The sequence below is a fragment of the Ralstonia soli genome (assembly GCF_023955655.1).
In the GTDB taxonomy this organism is placed as follows: Bacteria; Pseudomonadota; Gammaproteobacteria; order Burkholderiales; family Burkholderiaceae; genus Ralstonia; species Ralstonia soli.
Map to the genome: position 1 here is coordinate 31,901 of NZ_JAMXHT010000001.1, position 18,590 is coordinate 50,490.

The following is an 18,590-nucleotide window of genomic DNA, read 5'->3' on the forward strand; positions in this document are numbered from 1 at the left end:
CCGCTCTGGTGATTTACTTTGCCGCCATCCGAATGGCGCCATCGAGCCGGATGACCTCGCCATTCAGGTAGCCATTGCCAAGCACGTGCTCGACCAGACCGGCAAACTCCGTCGCCTTACCCAAGCGCGGAGGAAACGGAACGGACCGACCCAGCGCCTCCTGCACATCCGCTGGCATCTTGAGCAGCATCGGGGTTTCCATGATCCCCGGAGCAATCGTCACGACCCGAATGCCGAACCTGGCCAACTCCCGCGCGAGCGGCAAAGTCATCGCAACCACACCACCCTTCGAAGCTGCGTAGGCGGCCTGCCCAATCTGGCCATCGAACGCCGCGACGGACGCAGTGTTGATGATCACACCCCGCTCACCATCGTCATCGGGGGGCTGCTGTTGCATGATCTCGGCAGCCAGCCGAACCATATTGAACGTGCCGCCCAGGTTGATGTTGAGGGTGCGCAAGAAGGAGCCCATTGCGTGCGGCCCCTGCTTGCCCACGACCTTCTCCGCGGGTGCAACGCCGGCGCAGTTCACCAGGCCGCGCAGTGTTCCCAAGGCGGTTGCGGCTTTGAACACCTCTTTTGCTCCGTCTTCGCTCGTCACGTCGGCACAGACAGACGCGCAGCGGAGTTCCTCAGCCATCGCCTCGGCGGCTCCGAGGTCGAGGTCGACGATCACCACCTTGCCTCCTTGCTTGGAGAGCAGTCGGGCGGTTGCGGCTCCAAGTCCAGAGCCGCCGCCCGTTACGACGAATACGTTGTTACTGATCTGCATCGGATGATTTCCTAAGAGTGACGGTCAGCTGCTTGCCGACGAAGGGATGTCAGCGTGTGAGAGAAGCGCTTCCGAGCCATGTGTGTTGGCTGCACTGCGGCGATGGTCGATCATCGTGACCGCGAGGGTGCCCAGTACGCCGGCAAGGCCAATCGCCAAGAAGTTCTGCTCCATAGGCAGTCGCATCGCCACCAGCATGCCGATCAGCACGGGTGCCGCGATCGCCCCGAGGCGACCGATACCGGAGGCAAAGCCCACACCGGTGGAGCGAATCGAAGCGGGGTAGAACTCAGCGGCGTATGCGTACGCCAGGAGCTGTGTCCCGAGGGTGGAGGCACCGACGACGAACACGACAAGGAAGAGCAGCTCAGTTGATTTCGTGTAACCCATCAACGCCAACGACACCGCACCGGTCGCGTAGAAGGCCACCAGCACATGTTTGATGTTGTACTTGTCGCCCAGCCAACCGCCACCCACAGCACCGACCATGGCACCAATATTGAAAACCAACACGAAGGTGAGTGCGGACCCAAGGCTATAGCCCGACATGGCCATCAACTTCGTCAGCCACGAGCTCAGCGAGTACACCATGAACAGCCCCATGAAGAATGCGACCCAGATCATGACGGTGCTGAATCCGCGTCCATCCTGAAACAGCTTGGCCACCGGTGCCTTGGTCACCATCGCCTCTTGCGGCATGACGAACCGGTCTCGGCTACTGACTTGAACCTCCGGCGCCATCTTCTTGATCACTTGTGCGAGTTTCTCGGTACGGTTTCTCTGCACCAGAAACGCCAGTGAGTCAGGCATGGTCAGCAAGATGAAGGGAATGAAGAGGATCGGCGTGCCGGCGATGAAGAACACGGACTGCCAGCCATAGGCTTCAATCAGTTGCTTGCCAGTGAGGGCCACGAGGATGCCCCCGATCGAGTACCCAGCGAACACCAAGGTGACGAGACGACCTCGGATTTTGCGCGGAGCAAATTCACCCATCTGAGCAGCCACGATGGGAAGCACGCCACCGATCCCCAGACCTGCGAGGAAACGGGTAACGCTGAAGCTCAAAGGATCATGCGTCAGTCCGGCCGCGGCTGTGAAGACACTGAACAGCGCAATGCACACGCAAATCGATACAGGCCGGCCGATCTTGTCGGCCAGCGTGCCGAGGTAAATCGCCCCGAACATCATGCCGAACAGGGCCGAGCTCGCCATGAATCCGGCCTTTGCTGCATCCACCCCCATCTGTTTCATGATGGACGGCAATGCCGCACCCACAACGGCCAAGTCGTATCCGTCGAGCACGAGAATCAGAACACACCAGAACAGGATCAAACCGTGGAAGCGCGAGAACCTCGCGTTCTGCGTGATCTTCTGAACATCAACTTCGTTACTCATGGTCTCCTCCATTTATGAATGGATATCGTTGGTGCTGCTATTGGTCCGTCTACGGGTAAAGCTAGGTGGCGTGATAAACCGTAAAGGTGGAAGAAGGCGCCCTTTCCGAGACGAGCGAGTTCTCAATGCGACTATCGTCGGCGTAGCCGAGGCTCATGCCCACCAGGAACATTTCCTCTGGCGGCAAGCCAAGCTCTTGCTCGATGATCTTGTGGTACTTCATGAAGGCGGCCTGAGGGCAGGTGCTCAGACCGTAGGTACGCGCGACAACCATGATGTTCTGCAGGAACATCCCGTAGTCGAGGAGACTACCGCGCTGCATCACGCGATCGATCGTGAAGAACAGCCCGACTGGTGCATCGAAGAACTGATAATTCCTACCGTGCTGCGCGTGCATCCTCTGCCTGTCGCCTTTCTCGATGCCAAGCAGGCCGTAGAGCTTCCATCCGATGTCACGACGCCTGTCGATATAGGGCGACACCCACTCTTCCGGGTAGTAGTCCCATTCATCGGCATGCGCTTCCGCCAACGCAGGATCGTTGTCCACTTTGGCAATTGCGGCGCAGACCCGGTCTCGGGCGTCGCCCATGACCACGTGCACCTTCCAGGGTTGAATGTTCACCCCCGTCGCCGCATAGCGCGACACATCAAGAATCGCCTTGATGGTCGCGTGGGGGACAGGCTTCGGAAGATAGGCACGAACGCTACGTCGCGTAGCAATTGCCCATTCCACAGCAGACCGGATCGATGAAAGTTCATCCGGTGGCGGTCCAGCTCGTTCCATCGACTACCTCGCTCACTGTCATGCGGACCTCGCGTCCACGTGAATTCAGATTAGCGAGCGTTTCCAAGCTCCAATGTCTTGCAGCCGACAATCGCTTTTCTTGCAAACGCGTTGTTCGTAAGCCGTAGATCAACCACGTCCTTGCGCGTAGCGCTAGTGCCAGCAGGCGCACAGCGCTCCACCTTTGCAATACATGCCAGCTCGCATAGGGGGCTTCTGTACAGCAAGCCGTTGCCGAAGTCTGGAAATGGCCACGCCACCGCAACATCATCAACCGAATGGGGGCGAAATCTCGAGCCGAATCGTCTTGCGCAAGACAATCCTCGGGAGCGCGGATCGGTACGGTCTTTATCGAGGTGCGCTGCCAGCGCAAGCATCGGCCAGCCAAGCTGGTCATCGCGTCAGACGGCGTACCTCGTAGGCCTATCTACTTGAACAAAAGCGACCCGTGGACAACTAGAAGTCTCGGCGTCTGCTAGGAGACATCGTCATGAAGCTCAACAAAGTCAGGCCGCAATGGCTTGCACCCACTGTGGCAACGCTATCGGCCTTGCTCGTCGCCGGTTGTGGAGGAGGAAGCGACCCTGTCGTAGCCGATGCCACGCCTCAGCTAACACCAGCGCAGCAGTGCGCGGCGCTGCAGGGTTCGGCCGTACCAGCTTCCGCGATTGGTTTGCCAACGACCGGCGCCACAATTTCTTCTGCAACGCTAATTGCTGCGACAGCGTCGGGCAATACAAACGGCGAGTTCTGCAAGGTCTTGGGTGGGATTCACCCCGTGGACCCGGCCGCGCCGGACATCAAGTTCGAAGTTGACTTGCCATCCACTTGGAATGGGAAATCTGTTCACTTCGGTGGTGGCGGGTTGGACGGTTCTGTCCCGGACACAACGGGCTTCACAAACACCGGCCTCACGGTCTATGGCGAGCCGAAGGGGGTTCTGACTCCGCTGGCGCGCGGATATGTGACGCTTGCGAGCGATAGCGGGCATGAAGGAAGCTTTGGGGACGGCAGGTTCGCTCAGAACGATGAGGCGTTGGCGAACTATGCCGGCGACCACATCAAGAAAACGCACGATGTCGCTCTCTTCTTGACCAAGCAGCGCTACGGGGCGACGTTCTCGCATAGCTACTACATTGGTGGCTCAGGCGGCGGGCGCCAGGCACTGATCGCTGCGCAGAAGTACGCCTCTGATTACGATGGCATCATTTCGACGTTTCCTGCGTCCGGGATCATGGGGCTGGCCTTCCAAATGGGGCGCATCTCTCAGGCGTCACTTGCCCCAGGCGGATTCATCAACGCAAACAAGGCCGCAGTGCTCAAGAAGGCTGTGATGTCGGCCTGTGACAGCCTGGACGGCGCGACAGACGGCCTGATCAGCAACCCCAGTCTTTGCACGTTCGATCCGGCTACTGTGCGATGCCCAGGGGGCACCGACACGGGCGACACTTGCCTGTCAGATGCTCAGATCAGCACCGTCAATACCATGGCCACGCCGCTGAATACGAGCTTTGATTTCGCAAACGGTATTCACAACATTCCGGGGTACAACATCCTCGCAGGCACCGATTTCTGGAGCAGCTTTTTGCTTCCGCTGGGTGACTCTGCAGCCGACGCCGTACTGGATCCCGCGACAAGCGCAGAGGGACAGTGGTCGTTCTTCTATGCCTTCCCGAATAGCCTCTTGCGATACGCCATTGCAAGGGATCCCTCGCTTGATCTGATGTCCTTCAACTTCACCAATCCAGGGCTACTCACCGCAAGAACACAGACGGTGAGTCAAATGATGGATGCCACGACCGTCAATCTGGACAACTTCAAGAACCGAGGTGGGAAGGTGATTCTCCAGCACGGGCAGTCCGACCAGTTCATTCCGGCCCAAATGTCGATTGACTACTACAACCGATTGCTGGCGAACTATGGGCAGAATGCGTTGTCATCATTCCTCAAGTTCTATCTGGTTCCCGGTGCCGCACATGGCATGGGCGGGCAGTTTGAGGGGGCATATGATGGACTCACTGCTTTGGACAACTGGGTCACGAAGGGTACGGCTCCGCAGAATCTCGTCATTACCGACCTGAACCCGCCCACTGCGGGACGCACGCGGCCGCTGTGCGAGTACCCGCTGTGGCCGAAGTACGTCAGCGGGGACTTGAACGCCGCAACAAGCTATACCTGTTCCAATTGATCCGCTGCCCGTGACGACACTGTCACGGGCGTGGTCAAATCTTTTCAAAACGTCAATCCTCTTGTTCTGCCGGCCCGAAACGCGAGGCTGGCAGCGCATCCGCCACGCGCAAAAAAAACCTTGTAGATGTAATTACCGCGAGAGAAATTCTTGTCGAAGACGAGCTCGCGGTGAAATCGTCTTGCCTCAGCCGGCCGACGGAGACCAGGAGATGCCTGGAGGAAGCGACTACACAGCCGGAATCCTAAAGGCGGGCGCTTGTAAGCCTGAAACCCCTCGCAGACAAAAGGTGATGATGGCCGAGCCATGGGCATCCGTCTGAGCCGCATCAGCTGCAGCGTTGTTGGTGAGCGGCGCCACCAGGCCTTCGAAAAGGCAACCGACTATGCAGTCTGCCGATGCGGCAGCATCCTGTGCGGGGAACTCGCCATTCGCCATACCTTGCTCGATGATCGTCTTGAATACCCTGGCCAGTGCTCGGTGATAAGTGAGCCGAGCAGCCTCGACATCCGGCTCAACAGGTTCAGCGACTAGTGCGTAGGCCAAGCGTCGGCCTCGCAACGCGCGACTCGCGAAGGTCCATGCCGCCGCACCAAGGCGCTCGAGTGCAGTCCCATCACGCATGGCGATACCAGCTACGACGTCGACTTCCCGTTGAGCCGTCGTCTTCACGAGCTCTACCAACAATTCCGTCTTGGACGGAAAGTAGCGGTACAACGTGCCAATCGCGATGCCTGCAGCCTCGGCAATCAACGACATCTGGGCTTCCCGGAACCCCGATTCCGCCACCAAATCTCGTGCGGCTTTGAGGATCAGCGGATGTTTGTCGGCACCCCGGCGGCGAATACGAATGCGCGGAGGACTATGTGGAATTTCCATTTCATTTATGCCTGCTTTCTGGCAGGTAATTGTGCGGCACATCGATCACCTTTATGGTGGTCATTATAGCGCTCTCCGTACAAACACCTAGCCTTACTTTGCTTGACAGCCTTCCTCTAGCGCCATAGTCTAAAGCGAATTCGGATTCCACTTAACGAAACTTCAAATCCTATTCGATCTCGACAGCTTCCTAGGTCGGAGGTCTGCCAAAGTTCGGGAACGCTGGCCTCCTGCACAGGGCTTGCCACATGCCAGCGGTACACGTCGGCGAGGGGCGCTCGGCGCAAACAGGTGATCATGCAACTGCGCAATACAGGCTCCAAATGATGAACCACGTGAATGGCGTGCAAGGCAAGCGAGCGGAACCAATGAGAGTTTCGCCTGTCGTCCTCTCGAAATCCAGCAGCTTGGTCGACTCCACCTTGCGTAAGCGCAATGATGGTTTTTGCAAGCCTAGCCACCTCAGTCTGGAGGCATTTCTTTTGCAGGCGCCCTGGTGCTCGAATCTGACCTCCGAGCAGAAGGCGCGAGTCATGCGTGATAGCTTTGACCGATCCTACGATGCTGGTGCTGTTGCGTGCCATCGTGGGGATTCTGCCGACCACTGGCTTGCTGTGATGGAAGGCATCGTGAAGGTCGATACTGCCTCGAGAGAGGGGAGGGTTATCACATTTGCGGGCGTTCCTGCGGGCTCCTGGTTCGGCGAGGGGGTTGTGCTGAAAGACGAGCCACGGCCCTATTCTGTTGTTGCGATCCGGGATAGTCGCCTGGCATTCGTACCCAAGTCGACATTCCTTTGGCTCCTCGAGCAGAGCCACTCGTTCAGCAGATACGTCATCGATCAGCTCAACGCTCGATGTGGCTACTACGTTGGACTGGTGCACAACCTTCGGCTGCATGAAGCATCTGCGCGAGTGGCATTCTGTTTGGCAGAGCTTTTCAATCAGCAGCTCTATCCAGCCACGGACAAGACGTTGGGCTTCTCCCAGGAGGAAATTGGGAGGCTTTGCGGGCTATCAAGGCAGAACACGAATCGGGCCATCCGCGAACTGGAAGACGCAGGATTGGTGGTTGCTGAGTATGGGTCGATTCAAATACTGAATCTTGACGCACTGCGAACATTCGCCCACTCCGGGGATTGATTACGCGCTTCCGCCGTGCGGCAGCTCTGGTGCGGAGCTGCTTGCCCATCTTGCAGCGTTTGATTCTGCTTTGGCTCTACACCTCAGACAGCCTCTCCGGCATTGTTGTTGAGGTGACAGTGTTGTGTAGCTGTAGCCTGAATCGCGCCAGGTCCTGGATATCACCCATCTTCTCGAATACCACCGGTACAACCCGCTGACCGGCAGTGTCGAAGTCAGTGGCCGTGCGAGCTCTGGATTTTCGGAGAGAAAACCGTATTCGGCATGGATCGGATCCACTCTGCTTGTTGCCAATACGGAGGATGCCCAAGGCACCCCTCCTCGCTGGCACCCGCCTGCAATCCTAAACGTCCCACGTTTCGACAATGTCACGCACAGGACATTTGCTAGTTCATGGAACTCGTAGAGTCAACTGCTACCGAGCCCACAGGGACTGGGGCAAAGCCAATCCTTGGGCAGTCGAAAAAGGAAGACGTCACGCGAGACGATCTCCCTATGTAAGAGATCGCAATCAGCTGATCCAACTCTTTCTATCAGCTGGTTCATGGAGACACAACAATGCAACGACAATCCGAGTATCGGTTTTATCCTCATCCTGAGCGTCTCGTACGCTGCAGGCGGCGACGGTACGGGCTCCATCTATTTGCATGGTCCAGGAGCGGTCATCGGCATGGCCTCGGCACCGGATCGTGCGTGCGCCTGAGAGCCGCGCTGTAGACGCGCATATCTGTTGGTTTCGCTAGTTGTAGTTGGGGCGACCTCGGCTTAAGGCCGACGATCGCCTGCGCGCAAACTCTCACTGAGCACGATGATCCGAATTTGCTCGATTTCAGGCCGTGTCCACCGGCTATATGCTTCCCTGAAAAGCCGCTATCCCGATGGTTTCTCCATCGACCCTGAGCATCACGTCAATGTCGGCGATCACGCAACACCGTTGCTGATGAGCGGCTCTCGGCAAGTCACGTTGGAGCATGCGCCACTGGACCAGTGGGGTGATCAGACTGCCGCCGTTGCTTCAATTTTCGTGTTGGCCGGCGATGACTTGGTCCGCATCGCGACCAACATCAAGAGCGCCGATGGCGTGCGTGCAGTCGGCGTGGTTATGGATCGCTCGCATCCGGCCTACGTGTGCAACCGTGCTGGAGGTCCTTACTATGGTTATGCAGTCCTAGCGGGCAGGAAATTCGTCGTTGACTACCGGCCAATCCTGGACGGCAACGGGCGGACGATTGGTTGCTTCGCTGTCGGACTCGACGTTAGCAACATGCGTACGCCAACGCTTGCCGAAAAGTTGGGAGCTGGTGTGACAATCAGCACAGCGACACTGCTTGTCGCGCGGGATTACATTGAGGCTGCATTTGGCTATACGCAAGCGCCGGGAGCCGTGCAGTGGGTAGCCTGCATTGGCATCTCCGCTTTGTTAGGTCTGGCTGTGCACGCCGCAATTGAGCGGTTTGCCGGCCGTCCATTACGAGAGGCGGCGGAGGCTGCTCGACGATTGGCTTCCGGCGATCTTTCCGCGCAGATTCCGGTCAAGCGTGGCGATGAGATCGGCGGTATCCTCGATGCGCAGAATGGAGTCAACATCGGTCTTGCTACGTTGATCGGCCGAGTACGCGAGTCGACCAGTAACCTCACCTCCGCGGCCGCGGAGATTGCAACTGGCAATGCAAACCTGTCCATGCGCACTGACGCACAGGCTAGTTCGCTAGAACAAACCGCCGCAGCCATGGACGAACTCACCTCTACCGTCCGGAACAATGCGGACAATGCACGACAGGCCCTCGCATCTGCGCAGTCAGCTACTCATCTGGCGAATGACGGCTCAACGTTGATGGAGCGCGCGGTTGGCACAATGGACGAGATTCGAGAGGCCTCGCACCGCATGTCAGACATCGTCAGCACGATCGAGGGCATTGCATTCCAGACCAACATCCTTGCGTTGAACGCCGCAGTTGAAGCAGCACGTGCCGGTGCAGAGGGCCGTGGCTTTGCTGTGGTCGCACAGGAAGTACGCATGCTAGCCAAACGTAGTGCCGATGCTGCGCACGAAATTAAGGAGTTGATCGGTACGGCCGTCGGCAAGATTGACACAGGAGGGCAGCTTGTCGACCAAACTGGGCGGAACATGTCACAAATCGCCGTCTCGATTCAAAACGTAACGCACCTGATGGCGGAGATCAGTCGCGCTAGCGATGCGCAGAGCGCCGGGATTGAGGAGGTCAATCATGCGATCGCCCATTTGGATGACATGACTCAGCAGAACGCGACGCTAGTCCAGCAGGCGGCAACTGCATCTGCCGACATGCAACTGCAGACTGGCACGCTTAGGAGTGCCGTGAAAGCTTTCAAGCTCGCTGCGGACTGAGCTGGTGCCAATATCGGCGCTACGATTGGACCCGGGGTGCGCGCGCCCTCCGCGCCGCACCCCATGCAGTAAAAGAACTTAGATGCCGAGATTCGCAACGCGTCGATTGTGGAAGGGCTTCTTTCGAACCGAGGTTGCTCGTTGGCGCATTAATAGATTTGACTCTATACGGCGTTCAAGGTTGTGGCAGGGTTCCGATCTTGATACAGACCAAGGTGAGTCGACTCGAATGACGGATTTCGACCATATAGCAATTTGAAATAGTTGTTGCGCCACCTCGGCGAGGTTCTTGCACACTTCAACGGGGACGCCTTATGCAGGAGGGGTTCCGGGCGGGGAAACAACCAATTGAGGTGCCAGATTGGCGTGCTTGGGTGCCCGGATTTGTGTCCACGCCCTCCGGCTTTCCCGCAGTCTCATAAGCCTCTTCCGACAACGTGTTCGACGTGCACAAGCTAACTCAAGCTTAGACCTCGACGGCAACCGGCGCGAGCAAATCATGCCTGGCTTGCGCCTTGGCGTAATACGCCTGCCGGCGAGGAACTTCGTGTACTGCAGGGTAACGGCGGGTTCACCAAATGGCTGGAGCAGGTCGCCCGCGTTGACGTCCTCTTGCTGGACGAGTGGGGAATGGCGCACTCGACACGATGGTTCGGAACGATCGGCTTGAATGATCGACGACCGCTCGGCAGGCAAGGCCACCATCGTGACCAGCCAGCTCCCGATCGAGCACTGGCATCGCTGGATTGGTGACGAGACGATTGCAGATGCGATGCTCGACCGTCTCATGCAGCACCATCACCGCATCGCGCTCGCCGGTGAATCGCTCAGAATGACATCGCCTGAACCCAACACTCCGGAGCCCGAACTCGACCAGCACTTTGCAGCAACGAAGACGCATAGTGGGACAGCGCAGAAGAGCAAGCCTGGCTCAGTCGCACGCGGTAGTAGACGATCCGCGTTTGCCGAAAACGCCGCGATCCGGATTCAAGGCCTTCTTGCATGCCGGCGCGCCTTTCGATCGTCGGTCGACTCTCGCTTGTACGCATGCTCACAATCGGACGCGTCGACCACATAGCAGGATCCGAGAGGCCCGACAACTAACTCCCTAGCCGTTAGGACAAGGTCAAGGAGTTCGTCAACAAGATGCACAAGGCCCTTCCCTCGTGTGTTCTTTCGCAACATGGGACGCTCAGTCAATCGAGTCATGGATCCTCCTATCGATAACGCCAACCCTATGCCGGCACCCGCTGGCGCCCTGCTGGGGCCATGCGCAGGCACAGCCTCGAATGAAGATACGACATCTAGGTTTCCTGCATTATGGATCTTGCAGACAACCTGAAGAGGTCTGTCACCTCCCCCATGCACACCTCAATGTCCTTGCCACGCCCTATCTCAAGCCCCGCACTCGTCTCAAGGAGCACCGACCAGTAGTTTTGGCCGGCGCGTCTACCGTACTCAGTGAGGCAATATTCTGCGAACTTCCCTTGGCGGCGCCTGAGCACGAGGCCAGCTTGCTCAAGTTTCCTTACGGCGTAGGTAACCAGATGCTGTTCGGTAACCCCCATTGAAAAACACAGGTTCGAGTAAGAGACATACCCTTCCGAAAGATTCAGGACAATGATGGCCTTACGCTCCATCGGCGAGAGTTCGGCCACGCCCGACTCCTGTGCACAACTTGCCGTCCATCGGTCCGCTGCTGACTTCATACTATCGACCAAGTTGATCAAAGTAAGGGGATCCCGTTTCATCCTTCTATCTCTTGAGCGTAATCGGTGAAGAGCCCCAGAGCCGACTTTGAATCTGCCCGCAGAGCGCCCGCCTAAAAAAAGACCCGCGCCACTGGATTCGCCAATCCCACCTCAGCGCGGACAAACACCGGTGAACCAGTACGTTTAGAAGATGGTTCTGATCCCCATCATCGCGCCAAGCTGGGAAGCGCCAGGTGTCGGCGCAGCGCCTCCGGCACCACTGTCCACCGACAGTGCCAAGTTTCCGCCGTTATTGATGTAACCCAGTGACGTGTAAACGGAGGTGCGTTTCGAGAATGCATAGGTGGCACGTACTACGCCGAGCCATGCCTTATCGGCACTATTGCGATACTTGAGGTAGAACGCCTCCCCTGCCAACGTCACCGCAGGCATAATGTCGTAGGCCAGCCCCGCGTAGAAAAGGTCACTGCGCGGAGACGGGAGCCCAGTTGCCCCGCTATGGCGCCCAATCCATCCGGCGCCAATCTTTGCCTTATCGACGAGCATGTAGCCGCCTACTGAAGTGCGATCGTCCTTCATGGAGCTTGAAGTCAGGCCACCATAGGCGCCAGGACCACCGCGAAGCGAGTCGTAGGCTGCCAGCACGCCCCACCAATTCGTCTCATAGCCCACCAGCGCAGACCATTCGCGGCATGCGGTCTTGTCGGCGGGATTCTCACCCGCGCAGTTAGCGCCGGACGGGCTTGGCCCGCCATTGACGGTGTCTCGCCCGAAGCTGTACGTACCGCCGACCGTAAAGCCTCCGAACTTGCCCTTGTAGGCGATGGAGTTGTCCACGCGGGCGTTCGGAAGATACACATCCAGCGAGCTCGAGCCGTAGGCATTCGGCCCGAGAATGTCAGTATCGAGTGTGGCCCAGAACAACATGGTGTATTGGCGGCCCAAGCTGACTTGCCCCCAGTTCCCACTGAGCCCCACCCAGGCTTGACGGCCAAACAGGCGACCTCCTTGGTTCGAAGTGCCACTATCCGGGGCGAAGCCAGATTCAAGGACGAAATTCGCCTTCATCCCCTCCCCCAGATCCTCGGTACCGCGCAGGCCCCACCGCGAGGGAACAGTCCCGGTGAGGTTGGGCATCTTGACTACCGAATTCTTGGTCGTACCGACGTTGTTGATGTATTCGACGCTCGAGTCGACGACACCATACAATGTTACCGACTGGGCTTCGGCTGCCAAAGGCAAAGCTAAAGCCGCCATTGGCGCCAAATGACGCAGTTTCATTTCCAACCTCCGTTGTTGTAGATCTCCGGCGCTGACGGGGCGCCTTTCTGAGGAATGCGGCAAGGATCGAGAGACGGTATGGCTCTAACGTCTGCTCGAACGCTATCCGCGGCAGTAACGATTTAGTGGGCAGCCCACTGAATCGCATTCATGTCGACGCCCTCTTGATACATGTCCCACAGGGGACTGAGCGTCCGAAGCTTGGTTACCGTCTTAACAACTTGATTAATCACCTCGTCGACCTCGGCCTCCGTAGTAAATCGTCCGAGCGTGAAGCGAATAGAACTGTGAGCGAGCTCATCGCTCCTGCCGAGCGCGCGGAGGACGAACGATGGCTCCAGTGAAGCGGATGTGCACGCCGATCCCGAAGAAACGGCGACGCCCTTGATTCCCATGATCAAAGACTCGCCTTCAACATAATTGAAACTGACGTTTAGGTTGTGGGGGATGCGCCTCGCCAAGTGGCCATTCACGTAGACCTCTTCCATAGCAGCGAGGCCGACAAGCAGTCGATCCCTGAGGCTGCGGACGCGCTTGCTTTCCTCACGCATTTCCAGCCGCGCGATCCGGAACGCTTCCCCCATGCCCACGATCTGGTGGGTCGGGAGCGTGCCAGAACGCATCCCGCGCTCGTGGCCGCCACCGTGAATCTGGGCTTCAAGGCGAACCCGGGGCTTTCGACGCACGTACAAGGCGCCGATCCCCTTCGGGCCGTAAACCTTGTGAGCCGTAACGGTCATCAGATCGACCTTGAGTTCGTCAAGATCGATTTCAATCTTCCCGGCAGCCTGGACTGCGTCGCAATGGAACAGGATGCCGCGCTCGCGGCAGAGCTCGCCGATCTCCCGAATGGGCTGGATTACGCCAATCTCGTTGTTCACCATCATGACGGACACGAGGATCGTGTCCGCGCGCAGCGCCTCCGTCAGTTGCGTGATATCCACGAGCCCCTCAACATCGACATCGAGGTAGGTCACCTCAAAGCCCTGCCGCTCGAGCTCGCGACACGTGTCCAGCACCGCTTTGTGCTCAGTCTTGACCGTGACAATGTGTTTGCCCCGTCCCGCATAAAAATGGGCGGCTCCCTTGATGGCCAAGTTGTTGCCTTCCGTGGCGCCAGACGTCCAAACGATCTCGCGTGGGTCTGCACCGAGGAGGTCCGCGACATGCTGACGCGCCGTTTCCACCGCATCTTCCGCTTCCCAGCCGTAGGCGTGACTCCGCGACGCGGGGTTACCGAAAAATTCGTACAAGTAGGGCGTCATCTTGTCGACGACCCGCGGATCGACGGGGGTCGTCGCGCTGTAGTCCATGTAGATTGGGCGCGCCGTCACTTCCTGCGTTTCCATGTGAACAACTCCAGACAGAGATTTATGGTGATGTGGGATTGCCCCTCCCTTCCCGCGGAGTCTAGCAAGGATTCGTTGTTATGGTTAGCTCAATACGTCTTATGACTACCCTAGTTGACAAAGCTATCTGTGATATATACGATCAAAACGCATAACCAAAGAACTGGGAACAAGAGGAGCCACTCATGTCAATCACTCGTAGGGACTTTCTGTCAGGTGCTGCTGGGATCGCACTTTCAACCGTTGTCAAACCGTCTGTAGCCCAATCGGATGTGATCCGAATCGGCGTGCCGACTGGCATTACAGGAAACTGGTCGGCGCTTGGCTCGCAGGTCCAGCGCGCCTGCAAACTGTTCGCAAAGAACGTCAATGCCAAGGGCGGCATTGATGGAAAGAAGGTGGAGTTCATTTATGAGGACACACAGGGCGACCCCGCTGCGTGTGTGCGCAAAGTCACGGAGCTGGTGGAAGGTCAAGGCGTCAAGCTGATTACGGGCGTGATCTCAAGCGCCGAGTCGCTGGCGATCATGCCGCGGCTGGCAGGTTGGGACGCGCTATACATGGCATCCATTAGTGGTGTCGGTTCGATCACAGGCGCCAACTTTGTGCCGAATGCCTTCCGCACGTGCACCTCCGGACCAATGCGTGCCCGCGCGATCTCGCTTTGGCTGTCCAAGTCACCAAAACAGCGCTTTTTCACGATCGCGCAGGACTACGCGTGGGGAAAGAACAGTCTCGCGACCTTCGAAAACCTCATCACCGCGCTGAAGAAGCAACCGGTTGGGAACGTGCTTTCGCCCCTTGGCACGAAGGACTATTCGAGCTATATCGCCCGCATCCGCGAGGCGCGGCCGGACGTCCTCTACGTTGCCATGAGCGGTGACGACGCTACCGCGTTCCTGAAGCAGGCCGGCCAGTATCGCCTTGCCGAGAAGATGGAGATCGTGACAGAGGTGCTGGATATGCTAAACACCAAGCCGTTGGGAGATGCAGGCCTGGGCCTTGCGGGCATAAGCCAATACAACTACGCCTATGACACGCCCGCCAATGCAGAGTTTGTCCGCATGTTCAAGGCCGAGTACGGCGACATTCCGGATACGTGGGAAGGCGAGACCTGGCAGTGCCTCGAATTCCTTGCCGCCGGCATCCGGAAAGCGAAATCGACCGATACCACCGCGATTCGCAAAGCGCTTGAGGGCATGGAAATTGCCACTGTCAAAGGCAAGGTGACCATGCGAGCCTGCGACCATCAGGCGGAGCAGCCCGTGTTCATGGCACGTCTCGACAAAGACCCCGCCGTCCGCTATCCCACCCCGAAAATCATTGACACCTATCAAGCCAGCGCCGTAGTGCCTGGGTGCCGCAAGGACTCGTTCTGAACAGCATTTTGGTTTTGTCCTATAGCCTCCGACAAGGGGCCCTCTAAAAGGATGTAGCCATGAACTCTTGGCAAGTCTGGCTGAATCTCTCGTTGAATACCCTAGCGCTCGCGTCGCTTCTCGCTATGCTGACGGTAGGCTTGACGTTGATTTTCGGAATCATGCGCATCATGAACTTCGCTCATGGCGCGCTCTATATGTTCGGAGCCTATGCCGGCATCTCCGCAGCACGTTTTTTTGACAATTTCTGGATTGGATTGGTTGCCGCCCCGCTCGTTGCTGGCGCAGTAGGTAGCGTCTTTGAGCTTCTGCTCATGCGCCACCTGTACAAGCGGGATGGCAGCAGCTTCCTCCTGATTACCTTCGGTTGGGCGCTGGTGCTGTCAGAGCTGACCCGGTTGATCTGGGGGTCCAATACCAGAGATGTACCGATTCCAGAGGCGTTCAATGACGTGTTGCTCATCGCCGGAGAGCCGTTCCCGCTCTATCGCGCGTTTCTGATCGTTTTCGGCTTTTCGGTGCTCGGCTTGTTGATTGTAGTGCTGCTGAAAACCAGACTGGGTCTTCTGATTCGTTCGATCTCCCAAAATCCTGAAATGACGCACGCATTAGGCGTCGATGTTGGCGTAGTTAGATCGCTCACCTTCGCAGTGGGATGTGCATTCGCCGGACTCGGAGGTTACCTGGCCGTACCACTCATCACGGGCTATATCGGCATGGGGAGCGCAGCGATTATCGACTCCTTCGTCATCGTGATGATTGGTGGAATGGGTAGCTTTATTGGATCTGCGGTTGGCAGCATTCTCGTCGGGGCTACACAAACGTTCGGGAATTTCTACATCCCAGATTTTGCGCTCGTGCTTACTTACATCCTCATGATTTGTGTTCTTTTCTACCGGCCCGGTGGTCTTTTTGGTGAGGAGGAATGATGAAAATCACCGTTCCGATCGTTATCGCACTGGCAGCAGCACCTTTGTACCTGGCGGGCTTTCAGCTCACGTTGCTGACTGAAATTCTGATTTTCGCTCTGTTCGCCATGAGCCTCGATCTGCAAATGGGCTATGCGCGTATGTTCTCCTTTGGACATGTCGCGCCATATGGTGCAGGTGCATACATCGCTGCCTTTGCGATGATGCACGGATGCTCGCTTCCTTGGGCGATCCTACTTTCTCTCGTGATCGTCACCATTCTTGCGGTACCCATTGGCTGGCTATGCACCCGAGCAAGCGGCGTCGCCTTTGCAATGCTCACTCTCGCGATTGGTCAGTTGACGTTTGCCATCGTATTCAAATGGGACAAGGTGACTGGCGGATCCGACGGATTGTCTGGCTTCGTTCGAAATCCCGGTCCGCTCGGATTGGAAGGCTTCGCCTCTCGCGAGGGGTTCTATTGGCTCGCGCTGGGCATTACGGTCGCCTTGTTTTTGCTCGCCAGAGAGTTCGTTCGGTCTCCGCTTGGCACAGCCATTGTGGGGGCACGGGAGAGCGAACAGCGAGCGGTCGCCATTGGCTACAGGCCCCGCTCGCTCAGAGTGGTTGCATTCGTCGCATCGAACGCCCTGGCCGGCATTGCCGGGGCACTGCATGCCGGATTTCTGCTGTTCGTGTCGCCCGAGATCCTCCATTGGTCTCTATCTGGCCATGTGATCATTGCAGTCATCCTAGGTGGAACCGGGACCTTGATTGGCCCCATGATCGGTGCAGCGCTGTTTGTTCTGGCACATCATGAATTGAGCGCCGTCACCGATAGTTGGCCGTTGGTAATGGGCCTGCTCTTCATTTTCATCGTCATCGCGGCTCCGCAAGGCTTGTGGGGATTCAAGGCGACGATTGAAAGCAAACTGTCCGCACGCAAGTCGAATCGTTTCGGAGCCAAGAATGCCACTTCTTGAATGCATCGGTCTCACTAAGCGGTGGGGCTCTGTTACCACCGTCGACAACGTAGACATCACGGTGAACCCAGGCGAGGTCGTCGCCTTAATCGGCCCGAATGGCGCCGGCAAGAGCACGATCTTCAACCTGATTGCCGGCACAATTAGGAAATCCGGTGGCACGGTCTCCTTCCTGGGAGAACGAGTCGAGAGGCTCGCTGCAGTAGATCTGGCACGTCTTGGCATGAGCCGCACGTACCAGATCACGAGCCTGTTTCCTCAACTGACCGCTCTTGAGAACGTGCGCCTAGCACTCCAATCGTGCACGCGCTCACGCCTCATGCCAGTCCCTTCAAAGGCACTTCGGGCGCAAACGACCGAAGAAGCGATGGAATGGCTTGACCGCGTCCGCCTGAAGGCACACGCCAACACCATTGCGGCCACGCTTTCGCATGGCGATCAGCGGCTTCTCGAGATTGCTACCGCGCTGGCGATGAAGCCGAAGCTCGTCTTGCTTGATGAGCCGACGCAAGGCATGTCGGTCGACGAGACACGCGGCACGGTGGAGTTGCTCAAATCCCTGCTGAAGGGTACGAATATGGCTGTGCTCCTCGTCGAGCATGATCTGGAGGTCGTATTCGGTCTGGCGCAGCGCGTAGTTGTAGTTGAACAAGGTCGCAAGATCGCAGACGGTTTGCCCGAGGCGGTGAAGGCGGACCCTGCGGTTCAGCGTGCATACCTGGGAGTTGGCCATGCTGAAAATTGAAGGCCTCGAAGCAGGGTACGGCGCAGGTCAGGTGCTGTTTGGAATCAATCTGAGTGCCCCAAAAGGTAAGGTCACAGCCATCATCGGCCGGAACGGTGTTGGCAAGACAACAACGCTGAAAACTGCCGTGGGCTTGATTCGGGCTTCGTCTGGCAAGGTGGCAGTCGCTGGCCAAGACCTGAGCAATAAGCCTGTCCACACAATCGTTCGTGCCGGTGTCGGTTATGTCCCCGAGGGGAGGCAGATCTTCCCGCGTCTCTCTGTCCTGGAAAACCTCCGTGTCGGTCAACGTCAGCGTCCCCGGATCTGGACGGAAGAACGAGTTCTGGAGCTCTTCCCGAACCTCAAAAACCGATTGAGAAACGCCGGCCACGCGCTATCGGGCGGTGAGCAGCAGATGTTGGCCATCGCGCGTGCGCTTGTGACGGACGTCCAGGTACTGATGCTCGACGAGCCGACCCAGGGGCTCGCGCCCAAGGTGGTCGAACAGATCGGCGATGTGATTCGACGCCTGAAGATGGAGGGCGTAGCGATCCTCCTAGTAGAACAGAACCTGAATCTGACCGGAAGTGTGTCAGACGACATTCTGGTCATGTCCAAGGGGAAGATCGTCGAGAAACTGACGATTGAGGAATTCAAGCGTGATGAGGAACGCGTCCATCACCAGTGGCTGACCATTTAAACATTGGCCAGCGTGTTGCCGAG

The 18,590-nt window shown here is 57.7% G+C and carries 15 protein-coding genes and 1 pseudogene; 9 read left to right on the forward strand and 7 right to left on the reverse strand.

Translation table 11 applies throughout. The features are described 5' to 3' along the window. Positions 1-13: 13 nt before the first annotated feature. From NG900_RS00155 to NG900_RS00165, 3 genes are all read right to left on the reverse strand, one after another. Positions 14-772, reverse strand: a complete 759-nt coding sequence (locus tag NG900_RS00155; RefSeq protein WP_252675549.1) for an SDR family NAD(P)-dependent oxidoreductase — start codon at positions 770-772, stop codon at positions 14-16. Positions 773-796: 24 nt separating this feature from the next. Beyond that, on the reverse strand, positions 797-2,167 hold the full coding sequence (locus NG900_RS00160) for an MFS transporter (RefSeq protein ID WP_252675551.1): 1,371 nt from the start codon (positions 2,165-2,167) through the stop codon (positions 797-799). A gap of 61 nt (positions 2,168-2,228) precedes the next feature. Beyond that, complete coding sequence (locus NG900_RS00165; protein ID WP_252675552.1) at positions 2,229-2,951, reverse strand: nitroreductase; 723 nt, start codon at positions 2,949-2,951, stop codon at positions 2,229-2,231. Between the two features lie 490 nt (positions 2,952-3,441). On the opposite strand from NG900_RS00165, the gene NG900_RS00170 reads away from it, so the two are divergent. Further along, positions 3,442-5,139: a tannase/feruloyl esterase family alpha/beta hydrolase gene (locus NG900_RS00170; protein ID WP_252675554.1), complete on the forward strand. Its 1,698-nt coding sequence runs from the start codon at positions 3,442-3,444 to the stop codon at positions 5,137-5,139. A 228-nt stretch (positions 5,140-5,367) separates the two neighbouring features. Here the strand turns inward: NG900_RS00170 and NG900_RS00175 are convergent, their stop codons facing one another. Beyond that, entirely contained in the window at positions 5,368-6,018 is a 651-nt protein-coding gene (locus NG900_RS00175; RefSeq protein ID WP_252675555.1) for a TetR/AcrR family transcriptional regulator, read from the reverse strand. 248 nt (positions 6,019-6,266) lie between these two features. On the opposite strand from NG900_RS00175, the gene NG900_RS00180 reads away from it, so the two are divergent. From NG900_RS00180 to NG900_RS26655, 3 genes and pseudogenes are all read left to right on the forward strand, one after another. After that, complete coding sequence (locus tag NG900_RS00180) at positions 6,267-7,160, forward strand: Crp/Fnr family transcriptional regulator (protein ID WP_315862354.1); 894 nt, start codon at positions 6,267-6,269, stop codon at positions 7,158-7,160. 808 nt (positions 7,161-7,968) lie between these two features. After that, complete coding sequence (locus NG900_RS00185; protein ID WP_252675556.1) at positions 7,969-9,528, forward strand: methyl-accepting chemotaxis protein; 1,560 nt, start codon at positions 7,969-7,971, stop codon at positions 9,526-9,528. A gap of 473 nt (positions 9,529-10,001) precedes the next feature. Beyond that, a pseudogene (locus NG900_RS26655) lies at positions 10,002-10,408 on the forward strand (ATP-binding protein); the annotation flags it as partial. Positions 10,409-10,832: 424 nt separating this feature from the next. Here the strand turns inward: NG900_RS26655 and NG900_RS00195 are convergent. The 3 genes from NG900_RS00195 to NG900_RS00205 form a co-directional block, all read right to left on the reverse strand. Continuing rightward, entirely contained in the window at positions 10,833-11,186 is a 354-nt protein-coding gene (locus NG900_RS00195) for a winged helix-turn-helix domain-containing protein (protein WP_252675558.1), read from the reverse strand. A gap of 237 nt (positions 11,187-11,423) precedes the next feature. Beyond that, a complete protein-coding gene (locus NG900_RS00200; RefSeq protein WP_252675559.1) occupies positions 11,424-12,521 on the reverse strand; it encodes a porin in 1,098 nt (365 codons plus the stop codon). Positions 12,522-12,643: 122 nt separating this feature from the next. Next, positions 12,644-13,855, reverse strand: coding sequence for an IscS subfamily cysteine desulfurase (locus NG900_RS00205; protein ID WP_420804110.1), 1,212 nt, complete (start codon positions 13,853-13,855; stop codon positions 12,644-12,646). A 200-nt stretch (positions 13,856-14,055) separates the two neighbouring features. Between NG900_RS00205 and NG900_RS00210 the strand changes: the two genes are divergently transcribed. Genes NG900_RS00210 through NG900_RS00230 form a run of 5 tightly spaced genes read left to right on the forward strand, consistent with a single transcriptional unit; the run spans position 14,056 to position 18,567 of the window. Beyond that, on the forward strand, positions 14,056-15,249 hold the full coding sequence (locus NG900_RS00210) for an ABC transporter substrate-binding protein (RefSeq protein WP_252675562.1): 1,194 nt from the start codon (positions 14,056-14,058) through the stop codon (positions 15,247-15,249). A gap of 59 nt (positions 15,250-15,308) precedes the next feature. Further along, entirely contained in the window at positions 15,309-16,178 is an 870-nt protein-coding gene (locus NG900_RS00215) for a branched-chain amino acid ABC transporter permease (RefSeq protein ID WP_252675564.1), read from the forward strand. After that, on the forward strand, positions 16,175-17,140 hold the full coding sequence (locus tag NG900_RS00220; RefSeq protein ID WP_252675566.1) for a branched-chain amino acid ABC transporter permease: 966 nt from the start codon (positions 16,175-16,177) through the stop codon (positions 17,138-17,140). Before NG900_RS00215 ends, NG900_RS00220 begins: the two co-directional genes overlap by 4 nt. After that, positions 17,127-17,885 (forward strand): ABC transporter ATP-binding protein, encoded by a 759-nt coding sequence (locus NG900_RS00225; RefSeq protein ID WP_252675569.1) that lies wholly within the window; start codon positions 17,127-17,129, stop codon positions 17,883-17,885. Before NG900_RS00220 ends, NG900_RS00225 begins: the two co-directional genes overlap by 14 nt. Then, positions 17,872-18,567 (forward strand): ABC transporter ATP-binding protein, encoded by a 696-nt coding sequence (locus NG900_RS00230; RefSeq protein WP_252675571.1) that lies wholly within the window; start codon positions 17,872-17,874, stop codon positions 18,565-18,567. The genes NG900_RS00225 and NG900_RS00230 overlap by 14 nt, the downstream gene beginning before the upstream one ends. The last annotated feature ends 23 nt before the right edge of the window (positions 18,568-18,590 follow it).